15 protein-coding genes are annotated in these 18,065 nt (G+C 67.0%); 10 read left to right on the top strand and 5 right to left on the bottom strand.

What is annotated here, in order from left to right:
- The gene (locus MKK63_RS05485; protein WP_243999461.1) at positions 1–1,341 is read left to right on the top strand and encodes an LLM class flavin-dependent oxidoreductase; all 1,341 of its coding nucleotides are present in this window, start codon (positions 1–3) and stop codon (positions 1,339–1,341) included.
- Positions 1,342–1,365: 24 nt separating this feature from the next.
- Here the strand turns inward: MKK63_RS05485 and MKK63_RS05480 are convergent, their stop codons facing one another.
- From MKK63_RS05480 to MKK63_RS05470, 3 genes are all read right to left on the bottom strand, one after another.
- Complete coding sequence (locus MKK63_RS05480; protein ID WP_243999459.1) at positions 1,366–2,094, bottom strand: SDR family NAD(P)-dependent oxidoreductase; 729 nt, start codon at positions 2,092–2,094, stop codon at positions 1,366–1,368.
- The gene (locus MKK63_RS05475) at positions 2,091–2,903 is read right to left on the bottom strand and encodes a trypsin-like serine peptidase (RefSeq protein WP_243999457.1); all 813 of its coding nucleotides are present in this window, start codon (positions 2,901–2,903) and stop codon (positions 2,091–2,093) included. The genes MKK63_RS05480 and MKK63_RS05475 overlap by 4 nt, the downstream gene beginning before the upstream one ends.
- Before the next feature lie 336 nt (positions 2,904–3,239).
- Positions 3,240–4,136 carry a LysR family transcriptional regulator gene (locus MKK63_RS05470; protein WP_243999455.1) on the bottom strand — a complete coding sequence of 299 codons (897 nt, stop codon included), beginning with the start codon at positions 4,134–4,136 and terminating at the stop codon, positions 3,240–3,242.
- A 116-nt stretch (positions 4,137–4,252) separates the two neighbouring features.
- On the opposite strand from MKK63_RS05470, the gene MKK63_RS05465 reads away from it, so the two are divergent.
- The 5 genes from MKK63_RS05465 to atzF are packed head-to-tail and all read left to right on the top strand — an operon-like array spanning position 4,253 to position 9,570.
- Positions 4,253–5,203 carry an ABC transporter substrate-binding protein gene (locus tag MKK63_RS05465; protein WP_243999453.1) on the top strand — a complete coding sequence of 317 codons (951 nt, stop codon included), beginning with the start codon at positions 4,253–4,255 and terminating at the stop codon, positions 5,201–5,203.
- Positions 5,200–6,054 (top strand): ABC transporter permease, encoded by an 855-nt coding sequence (locus tag MKK63_RS05460; RefSeq protein ID WP_243999451.1) that lies wholly within the window; start codon positions 5,200–5,202, stop codon positions 6,052–6,054. The genes MKK63_RS05465 and MKK63_RS05460 overlap by 4 nt, the downstream gene beginning before the upstream one ends.
- Positions 6,047–6,829 (top strand): ABC transporter ATP-binding protein, encoded by a 783-nt coding sequence (locus MKK63_RS05455; RefSeq protein WP_243999449.1) that lies wholly within the window; start codon positions 6,047–6,049, stop codon positions 6,827–6,829. Before MKK63_RS05460 ends, MKK63_RS05455 begins: the two co-directional genes overlap by 8 nt.
- Positions 6,829–7,743 carry a polysaccharide deacetylase family protein gene (locus MKK63_RS05450; protein ID WP_243999447.1) on the top strand — a complete coding sequence of 305 codons (915 nt, stop codon included), beginning with the start codon at positions 6,829–6,831 and terminating at the stop codon, positions 7,741–7,743. The genes MKK63_RS05455 and MKK63_RS05450 overlap by 1 nt, the downstream gene beginning before the upstream one ends.
- A gap of 15 nt (positions 7,744–7,758) precedes the next feature.
- Positions 7,759–9,570 carry an allophanate hydrolase gene (gene atzF / locus MKK63_RS05445; RefSeq protein WP_243999445.1) on the top strand — a complete coding sequence of 604 codons (1,812 nt, stop codon included), beginning with the start codon at positions 7,759–7,761 and terminating at the stop codon, positions 9,568–9,570.
- Positions 9,571–9,813: 243 nt separating this feature from the next.
- On the opposite strand, the gene MKK63_RS05440 is transcribed toward atzF, so the two are convergent.
- Together MKK63_RS05440 and MKK63_RS05435 are read right to left on the bottom strand one after the other, a co-directional pair.
- A complete protein-coding gene (locus MKK63_RS05440) occupies positions 9,814–10,749 on the bottom strand; it encodes a site-specific integrase (protein ID WP_243999443.1) in 936 nt (311 codons plus the stop codon).
- A gap of 558 nt (positions 10,750–11,307) precedes the next feature.
- On the bottom strand, positions 11,308–11,748 hold the full coding sequence (locus tag MKK63_RS05435; RefSeq protein WP_243999441.1) for a hypothetical protein: 441 nt from the start codon (positions 11,746–11,748) through the stop codon (positions 11,308–11,310).
- 51 nt (positions 11,749–11,799) lie between these two features.
- Here MKK63_RS05435 and MKK63_RS05430 point away from each other — a divergent pair, with 51 nt between their 5' ends.
- From MKK63_RS05430 to MKK63_RS05415, 4 genes are all read left to right on the top strand, one after another.
- Positions 11,800–12,786, top strand: a complete 987-nt coding sequence (locus MKK63_RS05430; RefSeq protein ID WP_243999663.1) for an NAD(P)H-binding protein — start codon at positions 11,800–11,802, stop codon at positions 12,784–12,786.
- A gap of 312 nt (positions 12,787–13,098) precedes the next feature.
- Complete coding sequence (locus MKK63_RS05425; protein ID WP_243999439.1) at positions 13,099–13,428, top strand: hypothetical protein; 330 nt, start codon at positions 13,099–13,101, stop codon at positions 13,426–13,428.
- Between the two features lie 603 nt (positions 13,429–14,031).
- Positions 14,032–15,996, top strand: coding sequence for a carbohydrate-binding domain-containing protein (locus MKK63_RS05420; protein ID WP_243999437.1), 1,965 nt, complete (start codon positions 14,032–14,034; stop codon positions 15,994–15,996).
- A gap of 347 nt (positions 15,997–16,343) precedes the next feature.
- Positions 16,344–18,059 (top strand): type I secretion system permease/ATPase, encoded by a 1,716-nt coding sequence (locus tag MKK63_RS05415; RefSeq protein ID WP_243999435.1) that lies wholly within the window; start codon positions 16,344–16,346, stop codon positions 18,057–18,059.
- Positions 18,060–18,065: the final 6 nt, after the last annotated feature.

The raw sequence follows: 18,065 nt of genomic DNA, 5'->3' as shown, positions 1-18,065 counted from the left end.
ATGACGACCGACCGGACCAAGCCCGACGCCGCGCCGCGCCAGATGCATCTCGGCCTGTTCCTCCAGGGGGCCGGTCATCACGTCTCGGGCTGGCGCCACCCGAACGCGGAAGCCGGAAGCGAGAATTTCGATCTGCTGCGCCGGGTCACCCAGACGGCCGAGGCCGCCAAGTTCGACATGGTTTTCCTGGCGGACGGGCTCACCAGCGCGGTGGACGCCCACCCGTCCATGATCGCCCGGTTCGAGCCGCTGACGCTGCTCAGCGCGCTCGCCATGGTGACGGAGCGGATCGGCCTCGCGGCGACCGCCTCGACCACCTACGGCGAGCCCTACCATGTGGCCCGCGCCTTCGCATCGCTCGACCACCTTAGCGGCGGCCGGGCGGCCTGGAACGTCGTCACGACCTCCTACGCGCGCACGGCCAACAACTTCTCCAAGGCGCACCCGGCGCATGACGAGCGCTACGCGGTCGCCGAGGAGTTCGTGGACGTGGTCTGCGGTCTCTGGGACAGCTGGGACGACGACGCCTTCGTGAAGGACAAGACCCGCGGGGTCTACGCCGATCCCGCCAAGGTCCGGATCCTCGACCATGCGGGTCGCTATTTCAACGTGAAGGGACCGCTCAACATCCCGCGCTCGCCGCAGGGACACCCGATCCTGATCCAGGCCGGCTCGTCAGGGCCCGGGCAGGACCTCGCGGCGCGGAGGGCCGACGTGGTCTTCACCGCCCAGCAGGACATCGCGGAGGCGCAGAGCTTCTATGCGAGCCTCAAACAACGGGTCGCCGGCTTCGGGCGCGATCCGGCCTCGGTGGCGGTCATGCCGGGCTTCCTGCCGGTAATCGGTCGCACGCTCAAAGAGGCGAGCGCGAAGCTGTTCGAACTCGACCAGTGGACCCCCATCGCCAGCGCGATGCCGCTCCTGGAAGAGCGCCTCGGCCATTCGCTCGCATCCTACGACCTCGACGGCCCCCTGCCCGACCTGCCGGTCTCGGACCAGCTGCGCAGCCGGGCCGAACTCCTCACCGCCCTGGCGCGCCGGGAGGGTCTGACCATCCGCCAGCTCGCCCTGCGGGTGGCGGCGGGGCGCGGGCACCACATGATCGTCGGCACGGCCGCGGATGTTGCCGACCGCATGCAGGCGTGGTTCGAGGGCGGCGCGGCGGACGGCTTCAACGTCATGCCGCCGTTCTTCCCCGAAGGACTGGACGACTTCGTACGCGAGGTCGTGCCGCTGCTGCAGGAGCGCGGCCTGTTCCGGACCGCGTATGCGGGCACGACCCTGCGGGACCATCTCGGTCTCGCGCGTCCGGGGCCTGAGGAGCCGGTTTCGCGGTCCTGATTCGGGCCGCGATCGGGCACAGCTTCAAGCCGGAACGCGCGCCCCGTCCCAGGCGAAGACGCCGCCCGTATCCCTCACGTCGAGGGTGTCGAGCACGCGCAGGAGATGCGCCGCGCTCTCGTCGGGTTGCAGGACGCCCTCGGCCTGCGGGTCCGGTCGGAAGGGGCGCGACAGGTTGGAGGCGACCGTGCCCGGATGCAGGCCGACGACGATCGCGTCCGGCCGGTTGCGGGCGACCTCGATCGAGAGGGTCCGCAGGATCTGGTTCAGGGCCGCCTTCGAGGCGCGATAGGCGTACCAGCCGCCAAGCCGATTGTCCTCGATCGATCCGACCCGCGCCGACAACGCAGCGAACACGCACCGTCCCGTCCGCGCCAGCAGCGGGACGAAATGCTTGGCGACGAGGGCGGGGCCGATCGTGTTGATCGCGAAGACGGCGGCCATCGTGGCGGGATCGAGCGCCTTGAACGTCTTCTCCGGCAAGACGCCATCCCGGTGCAGGATGCCGGTCGCGACGACGATGAGGCCAACGGGTCCGGCCTCACCGACCTTGGCCGCAGCTGCTGCGATCGATGCCTCGTCGCCGATGTCGATCGCCTGGGTGCGGACGCCGTGCGGGCATGGCGGCTGCGATCGGGAGAGCGCGAAGACCGGCGCATAGGCTTCGCTCACGGCGAGCCGGGACACCAGGGCCTGGCCGATGCCGCCGGACGCGCCGATCACGACCGCGCTGGTCGAGGCCGAAATGGTCATCGCGCTGGCACCCGGACCGCCGCAGGGGATGGGCCTTCCGATCGGCGGGTTGGGGCGGGCTTCGCAGCCGCATCCCTGTCCGGCACCACGCTCTTCAGGGCGGCCTCGACCGTTGTCCGAAAGCTGCTGACCGGCACCGCGATCGAGGTACCTGTCCGCGAACCGGCCACGAGGATGCCGACGATCCCAGGCTCGCCGTCCTGCAGGATCAACGCCGAGCCGGATTCGCCCGGCACGACCGGGCAGAAATGATCGAGGAGCGGCAGGGTGGCGGGTTCGTAACGGGCTCGGCAGCCGTGCTCCACGCTGATGATCTGGTTCGCGTAGGATTTGTAGCCCGCGTGAACGATGCCCGTCAGCGTCGTCGCTCGGGTGTCCGGGCCGATGGCTTGGCTGAGGCCCAGCGGCTTCAGGGATAGTGGCTCGGCCAGCTCCACCACGGCCCAGTCGCGACTGAGGTCCTCCCGGCTCGTACCGAACCGGTACGCGTCCGGTTTCGTGTAGGCCCTGGCGATCGAATGCGCGGTGTAGCGTCCCTGCTCGTAGCCGGCGACAAAGTGAACGCCAGCCGCATCGACCCAACGCTGCCGTGCCCCATCCCAGAGGCAATGGGCGGCCGTGAGTACATGGCGCGGTCCGACGAGCGTGGCCGTGCAGTATTTCCGACTTCCAGGCCCCGTCACGACGTTCAACTTGCCCACGGCGCTCAGGGGCCAGACCCGGGGATCGAGATCGGGCGTCGGCGCCTGCGGCAGCGGCTGGACCAAGGTTTGCGCATGCGGCGCCGATGTCGCGACAAGGCTCAGCACCGCGCAGGCCAAGCTTCTGGAAACCGGGCCCATACTGGCTCCGCTCGCTGAGCCCGACGGACGAGCCGTGTATCTTGGCTCACATAAGGGCAACGCCGGTGCTTTGTCCAAAATCGTCCCGGACTGAGGACGCTCCCGCTTGCTCAGCACGGTGGGGATACAAGACTTCGACGGCGCATCCGGCTGACAAGACGTGGCATGGGTCTTCGGGCGGCAACCGGCCGGCGACCCGGCCGGCCGTCCGCAACAGCGTGGTCGGCACGCGCAGCACGGCGCAGGGGATTTGTAGCCGCTCGGGCGGATCGCGCAGGCGGCGGCCTCTGACCGTGCGCCACGTCAGACCGGTTCCCGATTGAGCCGAACGACAAGCTGATCGGCGAACTTCGCCGCCGCGACCGAGAGCGATCGCCCGCGCAACTGCGCGAGGACCAGGGTCATCGGCGTCAAGTCGCGGAGGTCGATCGGGCGGCTGTGCAGGCGCGGATCCTGGGGAATGCCGCTCGGGATCTGCAGGCTGACGAGATCCTCGCGCAGGACGAGGTTGCGCAGGAATTCCAGCGACCCCGACTCGACGACCGGCCGGAGTTCGACCCCACGCCGGGCCAGCGCGTGCGCGATGTGATGGCGGATGGCGAGCGAGTGGTCGGGCAGGGCCAGGGCATGGCCGAGGCAGTCGCGCAGCCGGACCGGCCCGGTCTCCGACGCCAGCGGATGCCCTGTGCGCATCAGCGCGCAGAGGATCTGGTGTCCGGAGAACAGCGGATGCAGCTCGGCCGAGGGCGGCGGTTGCAGGATCAGGGCGAGATCGGCCTCGAACGCCGCCAGGGCCGTCACGGCCTGCGCATGGTCGCGGACCTGGACCATGAAGCCGACCTGGGGAAACCGGGCCCGGTAGGCCTCGACCTCCTCGGGCACCACCTGCGTGACGAAAGCCTGGCTGCAGGCGAGCGACACGTGACCCCGGCGCACCCCCGACAGATCGGCGATCTGCGAGCGCACGCGGTCGAGGTCCGCGGCTTGGTCGCGGATGTGCCGCGCGAAGAGTTCGCCGGCTGCGTTGAGCCGCATGCCCTGCGGCAGACGCTCGAAGATCGGCGTGCCGAGCTCGTATTCGAGATCCTGGATCTGCCGCGTCAACGCCGAGGGCGTCAGGTTCAGCCGCTCCGCGGCGCGCCGGATCGAGCCGGCCCGCGCGACCTCGGCGACGTAGGTGACGGTGCGCAGATGCTTCACGCCCTCATCGTACGCCCCGTTGCATAAAATGCAACAACACGCTCAGAAAATAGCACTTCCTTGCAACAGGGGGTGCACCTAGCTTCGTGGCATCAGGACCCTGCAGGAGCCGTTCGATGATCCGACGCCGTACCCTCCTGGCCGGTCTCGGGGCCGGCCTCGCCCTCGGTCCGCTGTCGCGAGCCCGCGCCGCGGGGACGCCCGTGACGATCCGGATGGGCTCCCTCAAGCTGATCCACTCGATCGCGCCGAGCTTCTACGAGCGCTTCACCCCCGCGGGCGTGACCGTCGAGGTCGTGCCGTTCGAGAGCCCGACCGAGTGCAAGAACGCCGTGGTCACCAAATCGGTGGATTTCGGAACCTTCGGCATCGCCGCCGCCACGCTGGGCGCCGCCGCCGGCGAGCCGCTCGTGGTGATCGCCTCCACCTGCAACCGCGGCATGGCGGTGATCGCCAAGAAGGGTTCCGACATCCACGCCATCAAGGACCTGCGCGGCAAGCGGGTCGCGATCTGGCCCGGCAGCACCCAGGAGGTGTTCGTCCTGGAGCGGATGCGCATGGAGGGGCTGTCCGTGAAGGACATCACGCCGGTGCGGATCTCCTTCTCGGAGATGCACATCGCGCTCGCCCGCGGCGATGTCGATGCCTATGTCGGCGCCGAGCCGGGGCCCGGCGTCAGCCTCGCCTCGGGCGTCGGCCAGCTCGTCGAGTACCCCTACGGCACCGAGATGGGCGCCCTCAACATGGTGTTCGGCGCCCACCGCGACACGCTGGCCGAGCGGCCGGACCTCGTCCGGACCATGCTGGAGATTCACCGCAAGGCCACCGACTTCGCGGCCGGCGACCGCAACGCGATGATCGCCATGGCGGTGGCCAAGCTCGGCCAGAAGCGCGATGCGCTGGAACTGTCGGCCCCGAACGTCGAGCTGACCTGGCGCCTCGGGCCGGACGAGGTCCGGCAGGCGCACGCCTACGCGCAGCACATGCTGGCGCTCAAGCAGATCAAGCGGCTGCCCGAGCCCGGCTTCATCGACACCCTTTTCGTCGACGCGATGGGGCGGGCGTGAGCACCGGGATCGAGGCCGGCGCGCTGCCGGCGGCGGCGCCGGCCTCCGCCCCGCGACGGGGCGGCCTCCGATTCGCCGGCCTGCGCCGGCTGGCCCTGGCCTGCGTGGTGCCGGCTCTGCTGCTCGCGCTCTGGCAGGTCACCACCGCGGGCCGGCCCTACAGCCTGATCCCGCCGCCGGCGGACGTCTGGGCGGAATTGCAGGACCTCGCATTCGGCGGCATCAACGACGACGCGTTCAGCGGCACGCTCTGGACCCATCTCGCGGCCTCGCTGAGCCGCGTCTACGGCGGCTTCGCGCTGGCCGCCGCCGCCGCCCTGCCGCTCGGCCTGCTGATCGGCCGCGTTCCGCTGATCCGGGCGTTGCTCGATCCGGTCCTGCAGGTGCTGCGACCCGTACCGGTGACCGCGTGGCTGCCGCTCGCCATGATCCTGTTCGGCCTGGGACCCCGCTCGGCCTTCTTCCTCGTGTTTCTCGGGGCGTTCTACCCGATCCTGGTCAACACCGTGTTCGGCGTGCGGTCGGTGGAGCCACGCCTGTTCGAGGCGGCGGCGATGCTGGGCTGCACCGGTCCGGCGCAGTTCGTCCGCGTGGTGCTGCCGGCAGCCCTGCCGTCGATCTTCACCGGCCTGCGCCTCGGCCTCGGCTTCGCCTGGGTGGTGATCGTGGTCGGCGAGATGACCGGCGTCCAGACCGGTCTCGGCGCGATCATCATGGAGGCGCGCCAGCTCTCGCGCACCGAGATCGTGATCTGCGGCATGGCGGTGATCGGGGTCGCGGGCTTCGTCTCGGACTGGCTGGTCATGCAGCTGGGCCGCCGGCTGCTCGCCTGGAGCCCCACTCATGGCTGACCCCACGATTCCGATCCTCGACATGCGCGCGGTCTCCAAGACCTACGTGGCCGGCGGCCGGCGGACCGAGGCTCTGCGCGAGGCGAACCTCACCGTATCGCGGGGCGAGTTTGTCTGCCTGCTCGGCGCCTCGGGCTGCGGGAAGTCGACGCTGCTGCGGGTCGCCGCCGGTTTCGAAGCCCCGACCTCCGGCGAGGCCCTGATGTGGGGCAAGCCCATCGCGGGACCGGGACCGAGCCGCGGCATGGTCTTCCAGGATTACGGCCTGTTCCCGTGGCTCACCGTGCGCGACAATATCGGCTTCGGCCCGAAGGCGCGCGGGCGGCCCGCCGCCGAGGTGCGCGACACCGCCGAGCGCTACATCGCCCTCGTGGGTCTCCAGTCCTTCGCCGAGGCCTACCCGCACCAGCTCTCGGGCGGGATGAAGCAGCGGGTCGCCATCGCCCGGGTGCTCGCCAACGAGGCCGAGGTGGTGTTGATGGACGAGCCCTTCGGGGCGCTCGACGCCATGACCCGCGAGCGGTTGCAGGACGAATTGCTCGACCTCTGGTCGCGGACGGGTCTGACGATCTTGTTCGTCACGCACGCGATCGAGGAGGCGATTTTTTTGGCCGATCGCATCGTGATGATGTCGCCCGGCCCCGGCCGGATTGAGACGATCCATCCGGTCGAGCTGGTGCGGCGGCGCGACGTGTCGAGCCCGGCCTTCAACGACCTGCGCCGGATGTTGGCGGCCCAGCTCCACAGCCACCACGCCCCGCGGGCGGCCGCCTGATGGACATGGCCCCCGACGATCCCCGCCGGCCCGAGAACCGCCTCGCCTACCGCGCCGCCATCGACCGGCCCCGGCACACCTTGCCCGGGGGCAAGCACGTCGCCGTCTGGCCCGTGGTCAATGTCGAGCACTGGCTGATCGACCATCCGATGCCGCGCCAGATCCTGGTGCCGCCGACCGCCGCAAGCCTGCTACCCGACCTCCCGAATTGGGCGTGGCACGAGTACGGGATGCGGGTCGGCTTCTGGCGCTTTCTCGAGGCGTTCGAGAGCCGCGGGATCCGCCCGACCCTGTCGATCAACGGCTCGGTCTGCACGGCCTATCCCCGCATCGCCGAAGCCGCCCACGCAGCCGACTGGGAGTTCATGGCCCACGGTTTCCACCAAGTCCCCACCCACCGGGTCGAAGACCAACCCGAGATGATCGCTCGCACCGTCGCGGCGATCACCGAACTCACGGGGCGTCCGCCGCGCGGCTGGCTGGGGCCCGGCCTCACCGAGACGCTCGATACGCCCGACCACCTGCACGCGGCCGGCATCGAATACGTCGGCGACTTCGTGGTCGACGACCGCCCGTGCCGGGTATCGACGCGGACGGGCGACCTCGTCACCCTCCCCTACTCGGTCGAGCTGAACGACATCCCGTTGCTCGCCATCCAGCACCACAGGGCCGACGAGTTCGTCGAGCGGGCGCTTGCCAACCTCGACCGCCTCGCCGCCGAGGCCGCGGGTCCCGGCCCGCTGGGCGGCGCCAAAGTGATGGGCTTTGCGATCCACCCCTACATCACCGGCGTCCCGCACCGCATCGGCCTGCTGGAGCGGCTGCTCGACGCCATCCTGGCGCGCAGCGACGTGGTCTTCATGCAGGGGACTGAGATCCTCGACTGGTATCGCGCCACCGGCGACGAAGCCTGAGCCTCGATGCGAGGATTGACCGTGCCTCCCTTCCCGACGATCCCCGCGCTGCACGCGGCCTATGCCGCGGGCCAGGACCCGCGCACCGTCGTTGCCGAGGCTTACCGCCGGCTCGCCGCGGTGGACGATCCCGGCATCTTCCTCGCCCTGGTACCGGAGGCTGAGGCGCAGGCTGCCGCGGCAGCGCTCCCGCCCTTCGACCCGGCGGCGATGCCGCTCTGGGGCGTGCTCTTCGCCGTCAAGGACAACATCGACGTGGCCGGCCTGCCGACCACCGCCGCCTGTCCGGACTTCGCCTATACGCCGACCGAGACGGCGCCCGCGGTGGGGCAGCTCCTGGCCGCCGGGGCGATCCTGATCGGCAAGACCAACCTCGACCAGTTCGCCACCGGTCTCGTCGGCGTGCGCACGCCCTATCCGGCGCCGCGCAACGCCATCGATCCAGCCTACGTGCCCGGCGGCTCCAGCAGCGGCTCGGCCGTCGCGGTGGCCCACGGAATCGTTACCTTCGCGCTTGGGACCGACACGGCGGGCTCTGGCCGGGTGCCGGCGGCGCTCAACAATATCGTCGGGCTGAAGCCGTCCCTCGGGGCGGTCTCCAGCCGCGGGATGCTGCCGGCCTGCCGAACCCTCGACACGCTCTCCGTCTTTGCCGGCACCGTCGCCGACGCCGATGCGGCCTTCCGGGCCATGCTGGGCTTCGACAGCGCCGATCCCTGGTCGCGGGCCTTGCCGGTCCCGCCCGCGCCCGCCGGCCTCCCGCCGGGCCTGCGCCTCGGATTGCCGGACGCGGCGAGCCTCCGTTTCGGCGGCGACGGCCTCTCGGAGGCGGCCTTCGCGGCGGCGATTGCTGATCTCGAAACACTCGCTGAGGCGGCCGCGCCAGTTGATTTCGCGCCGATGTTTGCCGTCGCGGCCCTGCTTTACGACGGGCCCTGGGTCGCCGAGCGCTACGCGGCGATCCGACCGATCATGGAGACGCGCCCCGAGATCCTGCATTCGACGACGCGGGCCGTGATCGCCGCCGCCGAGCGCTGCAGCGCCGCCGACGCCTTCGGGGGCCTTTACCGCCTTGTGGAGCTGCGCCGGGACGCGGACGCGATCTGGGAGCGCGTCGACCTGCTCGCGGTGCCGACCTATCCGCGTCCGCAGACCTGCGCTGCTTTGGTCGCCGATCCGATCGGCCCCAACAGCGAGCTCGGAACCTACACCAACTTCGTCAACCTGCTCGACTGGTGTGCCCTCGCGGTCCCGGGGCGGCCCCGCACCGACGGTTTTCCCTCCGGGATCACCCTGCTGGCGCCGCGCGGGTCCGACGGGCTCCTCGCCGCTCTGGGTGCGCGCCTTCACGCGGCGTCTGCCGGCAGGATCGGCGCGGGGGAGTCGCCGGTTCCGGACGCGGACCCAGGGCCGGTCCGGGCGCGGCCAGGCGAGATCGAGCTGGCGGTCGTTGGGGCGCATCTGTCGGGCCTGCCGCTGAACCACGAACTTGCCGCGCACGGCGCCCGGTACCTGCGGACCGTGGCGACCCGACCGGAATACCGCCTCTACGCCCTACCCGGCGGGCCGCCGCATCGACCCGGACTGCTCCGGGTGGCCGGCGACGAAGGGGGGGCGATCGAGACGGAGGTCTGGGCCCTGCCGCCAGCCGCCTTCGGGGCCTTCGTGGCCGCCATCCCGGAACCGCTCGCGATCGGCACCCTGCGCCTCGCCGACGGATCCGCGCCAAAGGGTTTTCTGGTGGAGTCAGCGGGGGTCACCGGTGCGGTCGACATCACGCAGTTCGGTGGCTGGCGCCCCTACGTCGCCAGCCGTTCCGCGGCGTAACCGATCTTGCGCCGCTGAGGATTTTTTCGAGCCTCGGATCGGACCCGCACGTCGCCTGGCTATCGTCTTCGTCGGGCAGCGTCACCGCACGAGGCGTCGCCGCGGCCGTATGATCGCCCGGGATCGGCGTGACGTGTTCAGGCGGACTTGAGCGTGTTTCGGGCCCGCCGGATCATCTGTTGAAATCTTTGGGGACCCACAGATATTGGTCGAAAAAGCGACAAACAGCTTTGAGAAAAGCGCTCAGAGCCCGATGTTCCGACCCGGATGCGCATCCGAAAGCTTCGCGCGGCGGACATAGCCGCGCATCGTCTTGAGATCGCGATGGCGCGAGTGGCTCATGATCTCCTCGTCGCGCGATCCACGCTTGTAGGCCTCGGTGATGAAGCCCGCGCGGAACCCGTGCGCCGAAATCCGCTCGCGCGGCCCGGCGACGAGGCCGGCCTCCGCGGCGCGCTTCTGGACGATGCGGCCGATCGAGTCGGGATGAAGCCCGTCATCCATCACGGTCCCATCGGCTCGGACGGCCCGGAAGACGTAGCCCTGGGTCGGGGCGGCCTGCAGCCAGCGCCGAAGCGCGGCAACGGGGCACGTCGCGATGTGCGCGCCGGCCAGGACAGTCACGATCGTGCCCTCGCCCTCCTGATCGCCCTTGGATTGCGGCAGGAACACATCGACTGCGCCGTCGCGGAAACCGAGATCCTCGAAGCGGATCCGCGCGACTTCGGAGCGCCGGAACGCGCCGGCGAAGCTCATGAGGAACAGCGCCCGGTCGCGCAAAGCCGCCACCGTGCCCTCGCAGGCTGAGACGATCTGGAGGGTTTCCGGCACGCCGAACGCCGCGGCCTGCTTCTTCGGCCTGCCGTACCGCCGGAACATGCCGCGCAGAGCCGCCCGGACCGCGGGATGCGCCGGGATCCACGGAAGACCCTGGAGCTTGTGGGCTTGACCAATCGTGACGAGCCTGCGCTCGATCGTGGCGCGCTTATGGGTCTCGGCCATCGAGGTGAGATAGCTCGCGACCTGCTCGGGGCCTGCGGGCAGCGGCTCGATCCCGTGGCCGCGGCACCACGCCGTGTAGTGCTGCCAGTCGGCGCGATAGGCCCGACGGGAATTTTCGGAGAGCGCCTGATCGGCAAATGCGCGGGCTTGTGCGGCGAGCGTGGCGGGCAGCGTCATAGCTTTCTCCTTCGATCCAGCCTGAGCGTAGCGCTACGTCTGATAAGGAAGCGTTATCAGACGTTGGCCGCAGCGAAGAAATCCTGACGTGCGGAGAGACCGGCGCGGCTGTGAACCGCACCGAGTTTCCCGGCGGCTCCAACGCGTGTGAGGATGGGGCCATGATCAAGCGAAGCAAACCCGTTTCGCCGGAGGCCCCCGAGTGGGTGGTCCGGATGGCGCTCGACGACCGAGGCGAGCATGGCTCGCAATATGCGGCGGTTTGCGCGATCTGTGTTTGCGCACGAAACAGATGCGGACGGACGGCTAAGGATCTCAAACAGGCTCTCAGCGGCTGACGTTACCGTTGCCCGGGCCAAGCAAACGCGCGTTCGAGCCGACCGCCATAAGACGAGGTGGTTCAAGCCCGCAAAAAGCGACACGACATGCTCGCGTAATGACCACCCGTGACGCGTCTGCGTCAGGCCGCAGAGCAGATTCTTGAAGTGGTGATGTTGGTCGTTAACTTCGGGTCGGTTCTACGCGGTGCATGTCGTCCGCCTGTTCGGCAGAGCACGATTACAGCCGCACCATGAGAGGGGCCTTGATACTTTCCACTCGCATCGCCTCTGACGCTCGGAGGCGCATCGCGCCTACCACACAGGACCGGCGATCATCGTAGCGGGAGATCGTAAGCGGCGAGTTTGGCAGCATCGCAGCGACAACGAACGACGACGGCACGTCCAGGTTGAACTCGCGACCGAAGTAGGTACCGATACGAACGGGTAGCCCCTGCGCAGCGAGCCATGCAGTCAGCCGGTTAGGGTCAGCGTCTGGATTGCTGCCGGGGAATGAGATCCGCAAGCGCTCGCGGTGGCGATTGCGGTGCGCGATGTTGAGCGGGTCGGCAACAAACCAGCGCAAAACATGTAGATCTAAGGTCTCGGTTGCTGAACCGCCCGACCCGGTAGCCATACGGGTGGATGGCACATCGACACCGGTTTGCTGCCGTTTGGGCATCTCTCTTACGGCAGTAGATATCGGGTGGCTGAGCGTCGGGATGAAGCGATCATGACCATGGGCAGGCAGGTCGGCGCGGGACCGCGCCGCGTCCTGTTTCTAGGGGCAACCGGTACGATCGGGCGGGCGACCGTTCGGGCGCTGGTGTCACACGGCCATCAGGTCGTCTGCCTGGTCAGGCGCCCTGCCGACTTCGCTATCCCGGTTGGCGCGACCGAGCGGATCGTGAGCCTGGCCGACCCGTCGTCGGTGACGCGCGACGGTATCCGCGGCGAACCGTTCGACGTCCTGGTGTCGTGCCTCGCCTCGCGCACCGGATTACCCGATGACGCTTGGGCGGTCGATTACAGGGCGCATGTCAACGCCCTCAATGTCAGCCGGGCAGCCGGCGTCACGCACGTCGTGCTCCTCTCGGCGATCTGCGTCCAGAAGCCGATCCTGGCCTTTCAGCATGCCAAGCTTGCCTTCGAAGCGGCGTTGATCGCCTCGGGGCTCGCCTACACGATCGTTCGGCCAACCGCCTTCTTCAAATCGCTTTCCGGGCAGATCGATCGCGTGAGACGTGGCAAGCCCTTCCTGATTTTCGGGGATGGGACGCTGACGGCCTGCAAGCCAATCAGTGATGATGACCTCGGCCGCTACCTCGCTGACTGCCTCGACCACGATGAGAGACGCAATCGCGTGTTGCCGATCGGTGGACCAGGCGAAGCGATCACACCGAAGGCGCAGGGCGAGCGGCTGTTCGCCCTATTGGGGCGTCAACCGCGCTTCAAGCACGTCCCGGTCGTGCTGCTGGATGTGATCATCGCCATCCTGGCGACGACCGGACGATGGATGCCAGCCCTGGCTGCCAAAGCCGAACTCGCGCGGATCGCACGCTACTACGCGACCGAGTCGATGCTCGTACTGGATCCGGCGACCGGACGATACGATGCGCAGGCCACCCCTTCGACGGGGTCGGAGACGCTGTTCGACTATTATGCCCGCGTGATCCGCGGCGGGGCGGTTGCCGAGCGTGGCGACCATGCGGTGTTCTGAGCATGCAGGGAGCCGAATAAGGCGAGCTGACGTGACGAAGCTTCGATCCGACCATGAAGAAAAACGGTGGCCCTCATCGGAAGGCATCTCCGTAACGAGGGCCTATGCCCCTTAGCTATATCGATAACCGGTTTTGGCTCGTCGCCGGAACGTCAAACAATCAGTCCGTTGGAGATCTGATTAGACGCGAAAGACTGGAAGTGGCCGTGTGCGGAATGGCTGCGTTTGAGCAGGCCGACCGGAAAAGCGGACGGACTCGTACCGACCCAACCCAGTCGTCGCGGCTCGAACAAGCGATTCCCGAACGCCGACATGCCCCAATGGCACAACAGCTTCGCCGAAGCGGAGCCGTTGCCGATGCAATCAGGCGACGGTCATTCGGGCCTGACTGCGCCAATCGCGTCGACGCTCAATACACTCAAGCCGAACCAGGCCGCCGCTCTACGAAAGGATGCGATCGCCACCACGGCCACCACGCCGCGCTCGCGCAGATCGACCCGCAACGATGAAGGCGTCGCTGGCCCCGTCGCCATCCAACGCCGCAACCGCAACTCCATCCCCATGCCCCGGGCACGGCTCTGGTTTGCTGGGTCTGATCACTCACGTAACAGCTCTGATCTGCTGGTGTTAAGAAATTATTAACCAATCCCTATCCACGCTCGGGGCTTACACGCCTGTTCCGAGCGGATCGAATGAGAGCGCCAACCAAGTATCGGGTGGAGCCATTCGAAGCATGAGTCATATTCAATCCGGCTTGATCGGATTTTCTATCGGTCACCGACGAATACATATTTTGGATATTTGGATTAAAGTCTGAAGTCTCGGTTCAGATTTGTCTGAATGTGGCGAACAGCTTTTACAATGCTCGGAGTGGATCAGTGTTATTACGGGTAATATTATATTTTATACGGCGTCATCTGTGCCGATTATTTTGATCGTAGGAAGCTCAACGGTGACGATGGTTGGATTGATGGACGTAGCGTTCGGATATACGTGCTTCCCGAGCCCGATCTTGCAGATTAGAGCGGAATGGGTCAGGGTGATCTGGTGCAGTTAGTGTGTTCGGAAGTTGATTGGGCGACAGATAGCGTTGCTGCGTTCGCAGCCGGCCTCGGACGCGTCTTCATGGCCGCCGGTGATATGCGCTTCGTGTGAACGCCATCGAACTGACAGCGGTATGGGACCATGGTGGTCTCATCGCGTGCCATATTGGCGTAACTCGATCGCCGGATACGGAAGAGACCGATGAATGCTCAATCTGCAGTGCGGGTCGCTGACGTTATCGGCAAAATCGGCATCAACTCGCACATAAACTATACCGATGGACAGTATGCAAATATTACTCAAGATCTAAATGACCTTCAGTACCTTGGTCTGACAAATCTTCGGGACGCCGCACCGAACCCAACTTTGGCGGGTCAGGATAATCTTGCCGCCGCAGCGCAGGCTGGAATGAAGTTTGACTTCCTCGTTCAGGGTTCGGTCAATCCCGTGGATGCCGTCAAACAGATCCACGCGTTTGTCGTCGCTCATCCAGGATCGGTGACCGCGATCGAGGGACCGAATGAGGTGAACAACTTCCCGGTGACATATCATGGTCTTACCGGGACTGCAGCTGCGCAAGCCTATCAGCAGGATCTCTATGCTGCTGTGAAGGCCGATCCCATCCTCAAGAATATACCGGTACTTAGTTTCACTGATTTCCCAATATCCAAAACTGAATCGGATTATAATAATATACACCTTTACAATAAATTTGGCGGCCAGCCTCGAGGTGATATCAGCGGCGGTGATGCCGATGTGGTTGCGGTCGATCCTGGCAAGCCGATTGCAATTACAGAGCTCGGTTATCAGACCTCGATCACGGCAGGGGTAGCCAGCAACTGGGAAGGCGTCGATGAGGCTACCCAAGCAAAGCTGATCGTGAATAGCGTTCTGGATGCCGCTCAACTGGATTCAAATAAAATTTATCTATATCAATTGCTTGACGCCTATTCGGATCCACAAAACACGAATATAGAGGATCACTTTGGTCTTTTCCACCTCGACAATACACCGAAGCCGGCCGCAACGGCGCTCCACAATCTGACGTCAATCCTGAGCGATCCGGGCTCTGATGCATCTCATTTCAGCCCGGGGGGACTTGTCTATTCGTTGAGTGGAATGCCAAGTTCGGCCTACAGTCTTCTAACGCAAAAATCCGACAGTTCGTATCAGATTGTACTTTGGAATGAGCCTGATGTCTGGAATGAACAGACACACCGACCAATACAGACGGCGTCAAGTCCGATTACAATACAGTTAGATCAGGTATTTTCAACAATCCAGATCTTCGATCCGGTCAGTGGCGCGACACCGGTGCAGACCCTGCACAACGTGTCCAGCGTTTCTTTGTCGATGGCCGACCATCCATTCATCATTCAAGTATCCGGTGTCGCTGCATCCAGCACGGGCGCGTCAAACGCCGGCACCGGCGCCGCGGTGGCGACCACGGTGGGCACCGGCCCGGACAAGCTGGTGCTGAAGCTCAGCGAGGATGCCTACAAGGGCGATGCCCAGTACACGGTCTCGGTCGACGGCCAGCAGGTCGGCGGGACCCTGACCGCGCACGCCGCCCACGTCGCCGGCTCGACGGCCCTGGACGATACGCTCACCGTGCAGGGCAACTTCGGCGCCGGGCCGCACACGGTCAGCCTCAACTTCCTCAACGACGCCTATGACGGCCCGGGCAACGACCGCAACCTGTACGTGGACGCCGCCAGCTACAACGGCGCCACGGTGGCCAACAGCGGCCTGACCTTCCTCAATCCCGGGGCCCAGCAATTCGCCGTCCCGGGAACGGCTGCGAGCACCGGCGGCGGTGCGTCCGGAAGCGCCACGAGCGCCGTCATGAAGACGGACGCAGCCGCTGCAGCACCAGCCGCTCCAAATGTCACGCTCACGCACGACACCGGAACAGGCGGAACACATGTCTCCAGCGACGGCCTGATCACCTATGCGCCATCTGTGAGCGGCGATACGCTGCACTACAAGCTCGACACCGGCGCATTCGCCACGACGGCCCCAGTCCTGGCCACCGACGGCAGCGCCGACGGCCAGCATACAGTCACGGTCTACGAGACCAATGCGGCCGGTCTCACATCAGCCGAGGCCAGCCTGGTCTTTTCCCTTGAGACGCATCATGGCAGCAACGGGTTCCACATGGCGTGAGGGGCGGCACAGGGCGAACTCGGCGCGCTCCGCCGCGGTGGTCAATCGGCAGCCCTGAACAAGATCCGGATCAGCGATCATCCTCGCAGTCGACACATTGAGCGGTGCCGTCCTGCGCCGCATTGTATTTTGGCGTTATCTACAAGCTTTTGGTCGTTAGGCTGCGTCTATAATGTTGTGGCTTGGCGTCAATAAATAGAATTATTACCTGCTCAATTGACATCGACCTCTCAGCGTTGCAATTGGATCTGATCGCCGCATTGGCTCGGTGGAGCCTTGGGTGACATCAGCACGGACCGTGCCAAGTCCCTCTCGCCGGGGCCGGCTTATGTCGAGGGGGCGAACGCATGCGCCAGGTCGGACAATCGGGTGAGCTGTCGACCGTGCTTCGGCAGAGCGCCGGTGCCTTCATCGGCGTGGCCGGCATCAGCGCGCTCGCGAACCTCCTCACGCTGACCGGCTCGTTCTTCATGCTGGAGGTCTATGACCGGGTCATTCCGAGCCGGTCGATCCCGACCCTGATCGGCCTGTGCGTGCTCGCCCTGGTCCTGTACGCCGCCCAGAGCACGCTGGAGGCGTTGCGTGCCCGCACCCTCGCCCGTATCGGTGCGGTGCTGGACGCCGAGATCGGCCCGCGGGTCTTCAGCCTCAGCGTCCAGGCGCCCCTCCGCGGCGCGAAGCCGGATCAGGCCGGTCAGCCCCTGCGCGATCTCGAGCAAGTGCGCGCCTTCCTGGCCGGATCTGGGCCCGCAGCCCTGTTCGACCTGCCGTGGCTGCCCGTCTACGTCGTGGTATGCTTCCTGTTCCATCCGCTGATCGGAGTGGCCGCGATCGGCGGCGCGATGCTGCTGACGAGCCTGACGCTCGCCGCCGAGCTGGCCACGCGGTCGCCCGCGCGCAGCGCGACCGCCCATGCGGGACGTCGGCTGGCCTTGTCGGAGGCCACCCGGCGCAACGCCGAGACCGTGGCGGCCCTCGGCCTGGAGAGCCGGCTGTCCCGGCGCTGGGCGGCGGTCAACCGCGATCACGCCCACGCGCAGCAGCGCGCCTCTGATATCGCCGGGGGACTGGGGGCGGTCTCGAAGGCCTGCCGCATGGCGCTGCAATCGGGTGTGCTGGCGCTGGGCGCGTATCTGGTGATCAACAACCAAGCCAGCGGCGGCATCATCATCGCTGCCTCGATCCTGGTGGCGCGCGCGCTTGCGCCGGCCGAATTGGCGATCGCGAACTGGCGCGTCTTCGTAGCCGCGCGTCAGAGCTGGCGGCGTCTGGCCGAAGCGCTGGAGCGCCACCCGCCGGCCCGCGTCCCGCTCGCCCTGCCGGAGGCGAAGCTCAGCTTGAGCGTGGAGGGCGTTCACGTGGTGCCGCCGGGCGCGAGCCGGGCGACGGTGCACGATGTGAGCTTCCAGCTGCGGGCGGGCCAGGGGATGGGGGTGATCGGTCCCTCGGCCGCGGGCAAGTCGAGCCTCGTGCGGGCGCTGGTGCGGATCTGGACGCCGCTCCACGGCCGGGTGCGACTCGACGGGGCTGATCTGGGACAATGGGCGCCCGAGCATCTCGGGGCGCAGATCGGCTACCTGCCGCAGGAGACGGAGCTGTTCGCCGGCACGATCGCGGAGAACATCAGCCGGTTCCTGCCGGGCGCCCCCGCCGAGGCGATTGTGGAGGCCGCACAGGCGGCGGGTGCGCACGACCTGATCCTGAACCTGCCGCAGGGCTACGACACGATGTTGGGCGAGAGCGGCGCGGGCCTGTCGGCGGGCCAGCGCCAGCGCATCGGCCTGGCCCGGGCGCTCTACGGCGATCCGTTCCTGGTGGTGCTGGACGAGCCCAACGCCAACCTCGACGCGGAGGGTGAGAACGCCCTGACGCAGGCGATCCTGCGGGTGCGGGGACGCGGAGGAATCTGCGTGGTGGTCGCGCACCGCCCGAGCGCGCTCGCGGCGGTCGATCACGTGCTGATGATGCACGAGGGCCGGGTGCAGGCCTTCGGGACCAAGGACGAGGTGCTCAAGCGCGTGCTGCGCCCGGCTCCCGCGCCGGTCCTCCGGGAGAGCGCATGATGGCGA

This window comes from Methylobacterium sp. J-088 (genome assembly GCF_022829295.1).
GTDB lineage: Bacteria > Pseudomonadota > Alphaproteobacteria > Rhizobiales > Beijerinckiaceae > Methylobacterium.
Note: the sequence above shows the minus strand (reverse complement) of the source record. Positions and strands in the feature narration are given on the sequence as shown.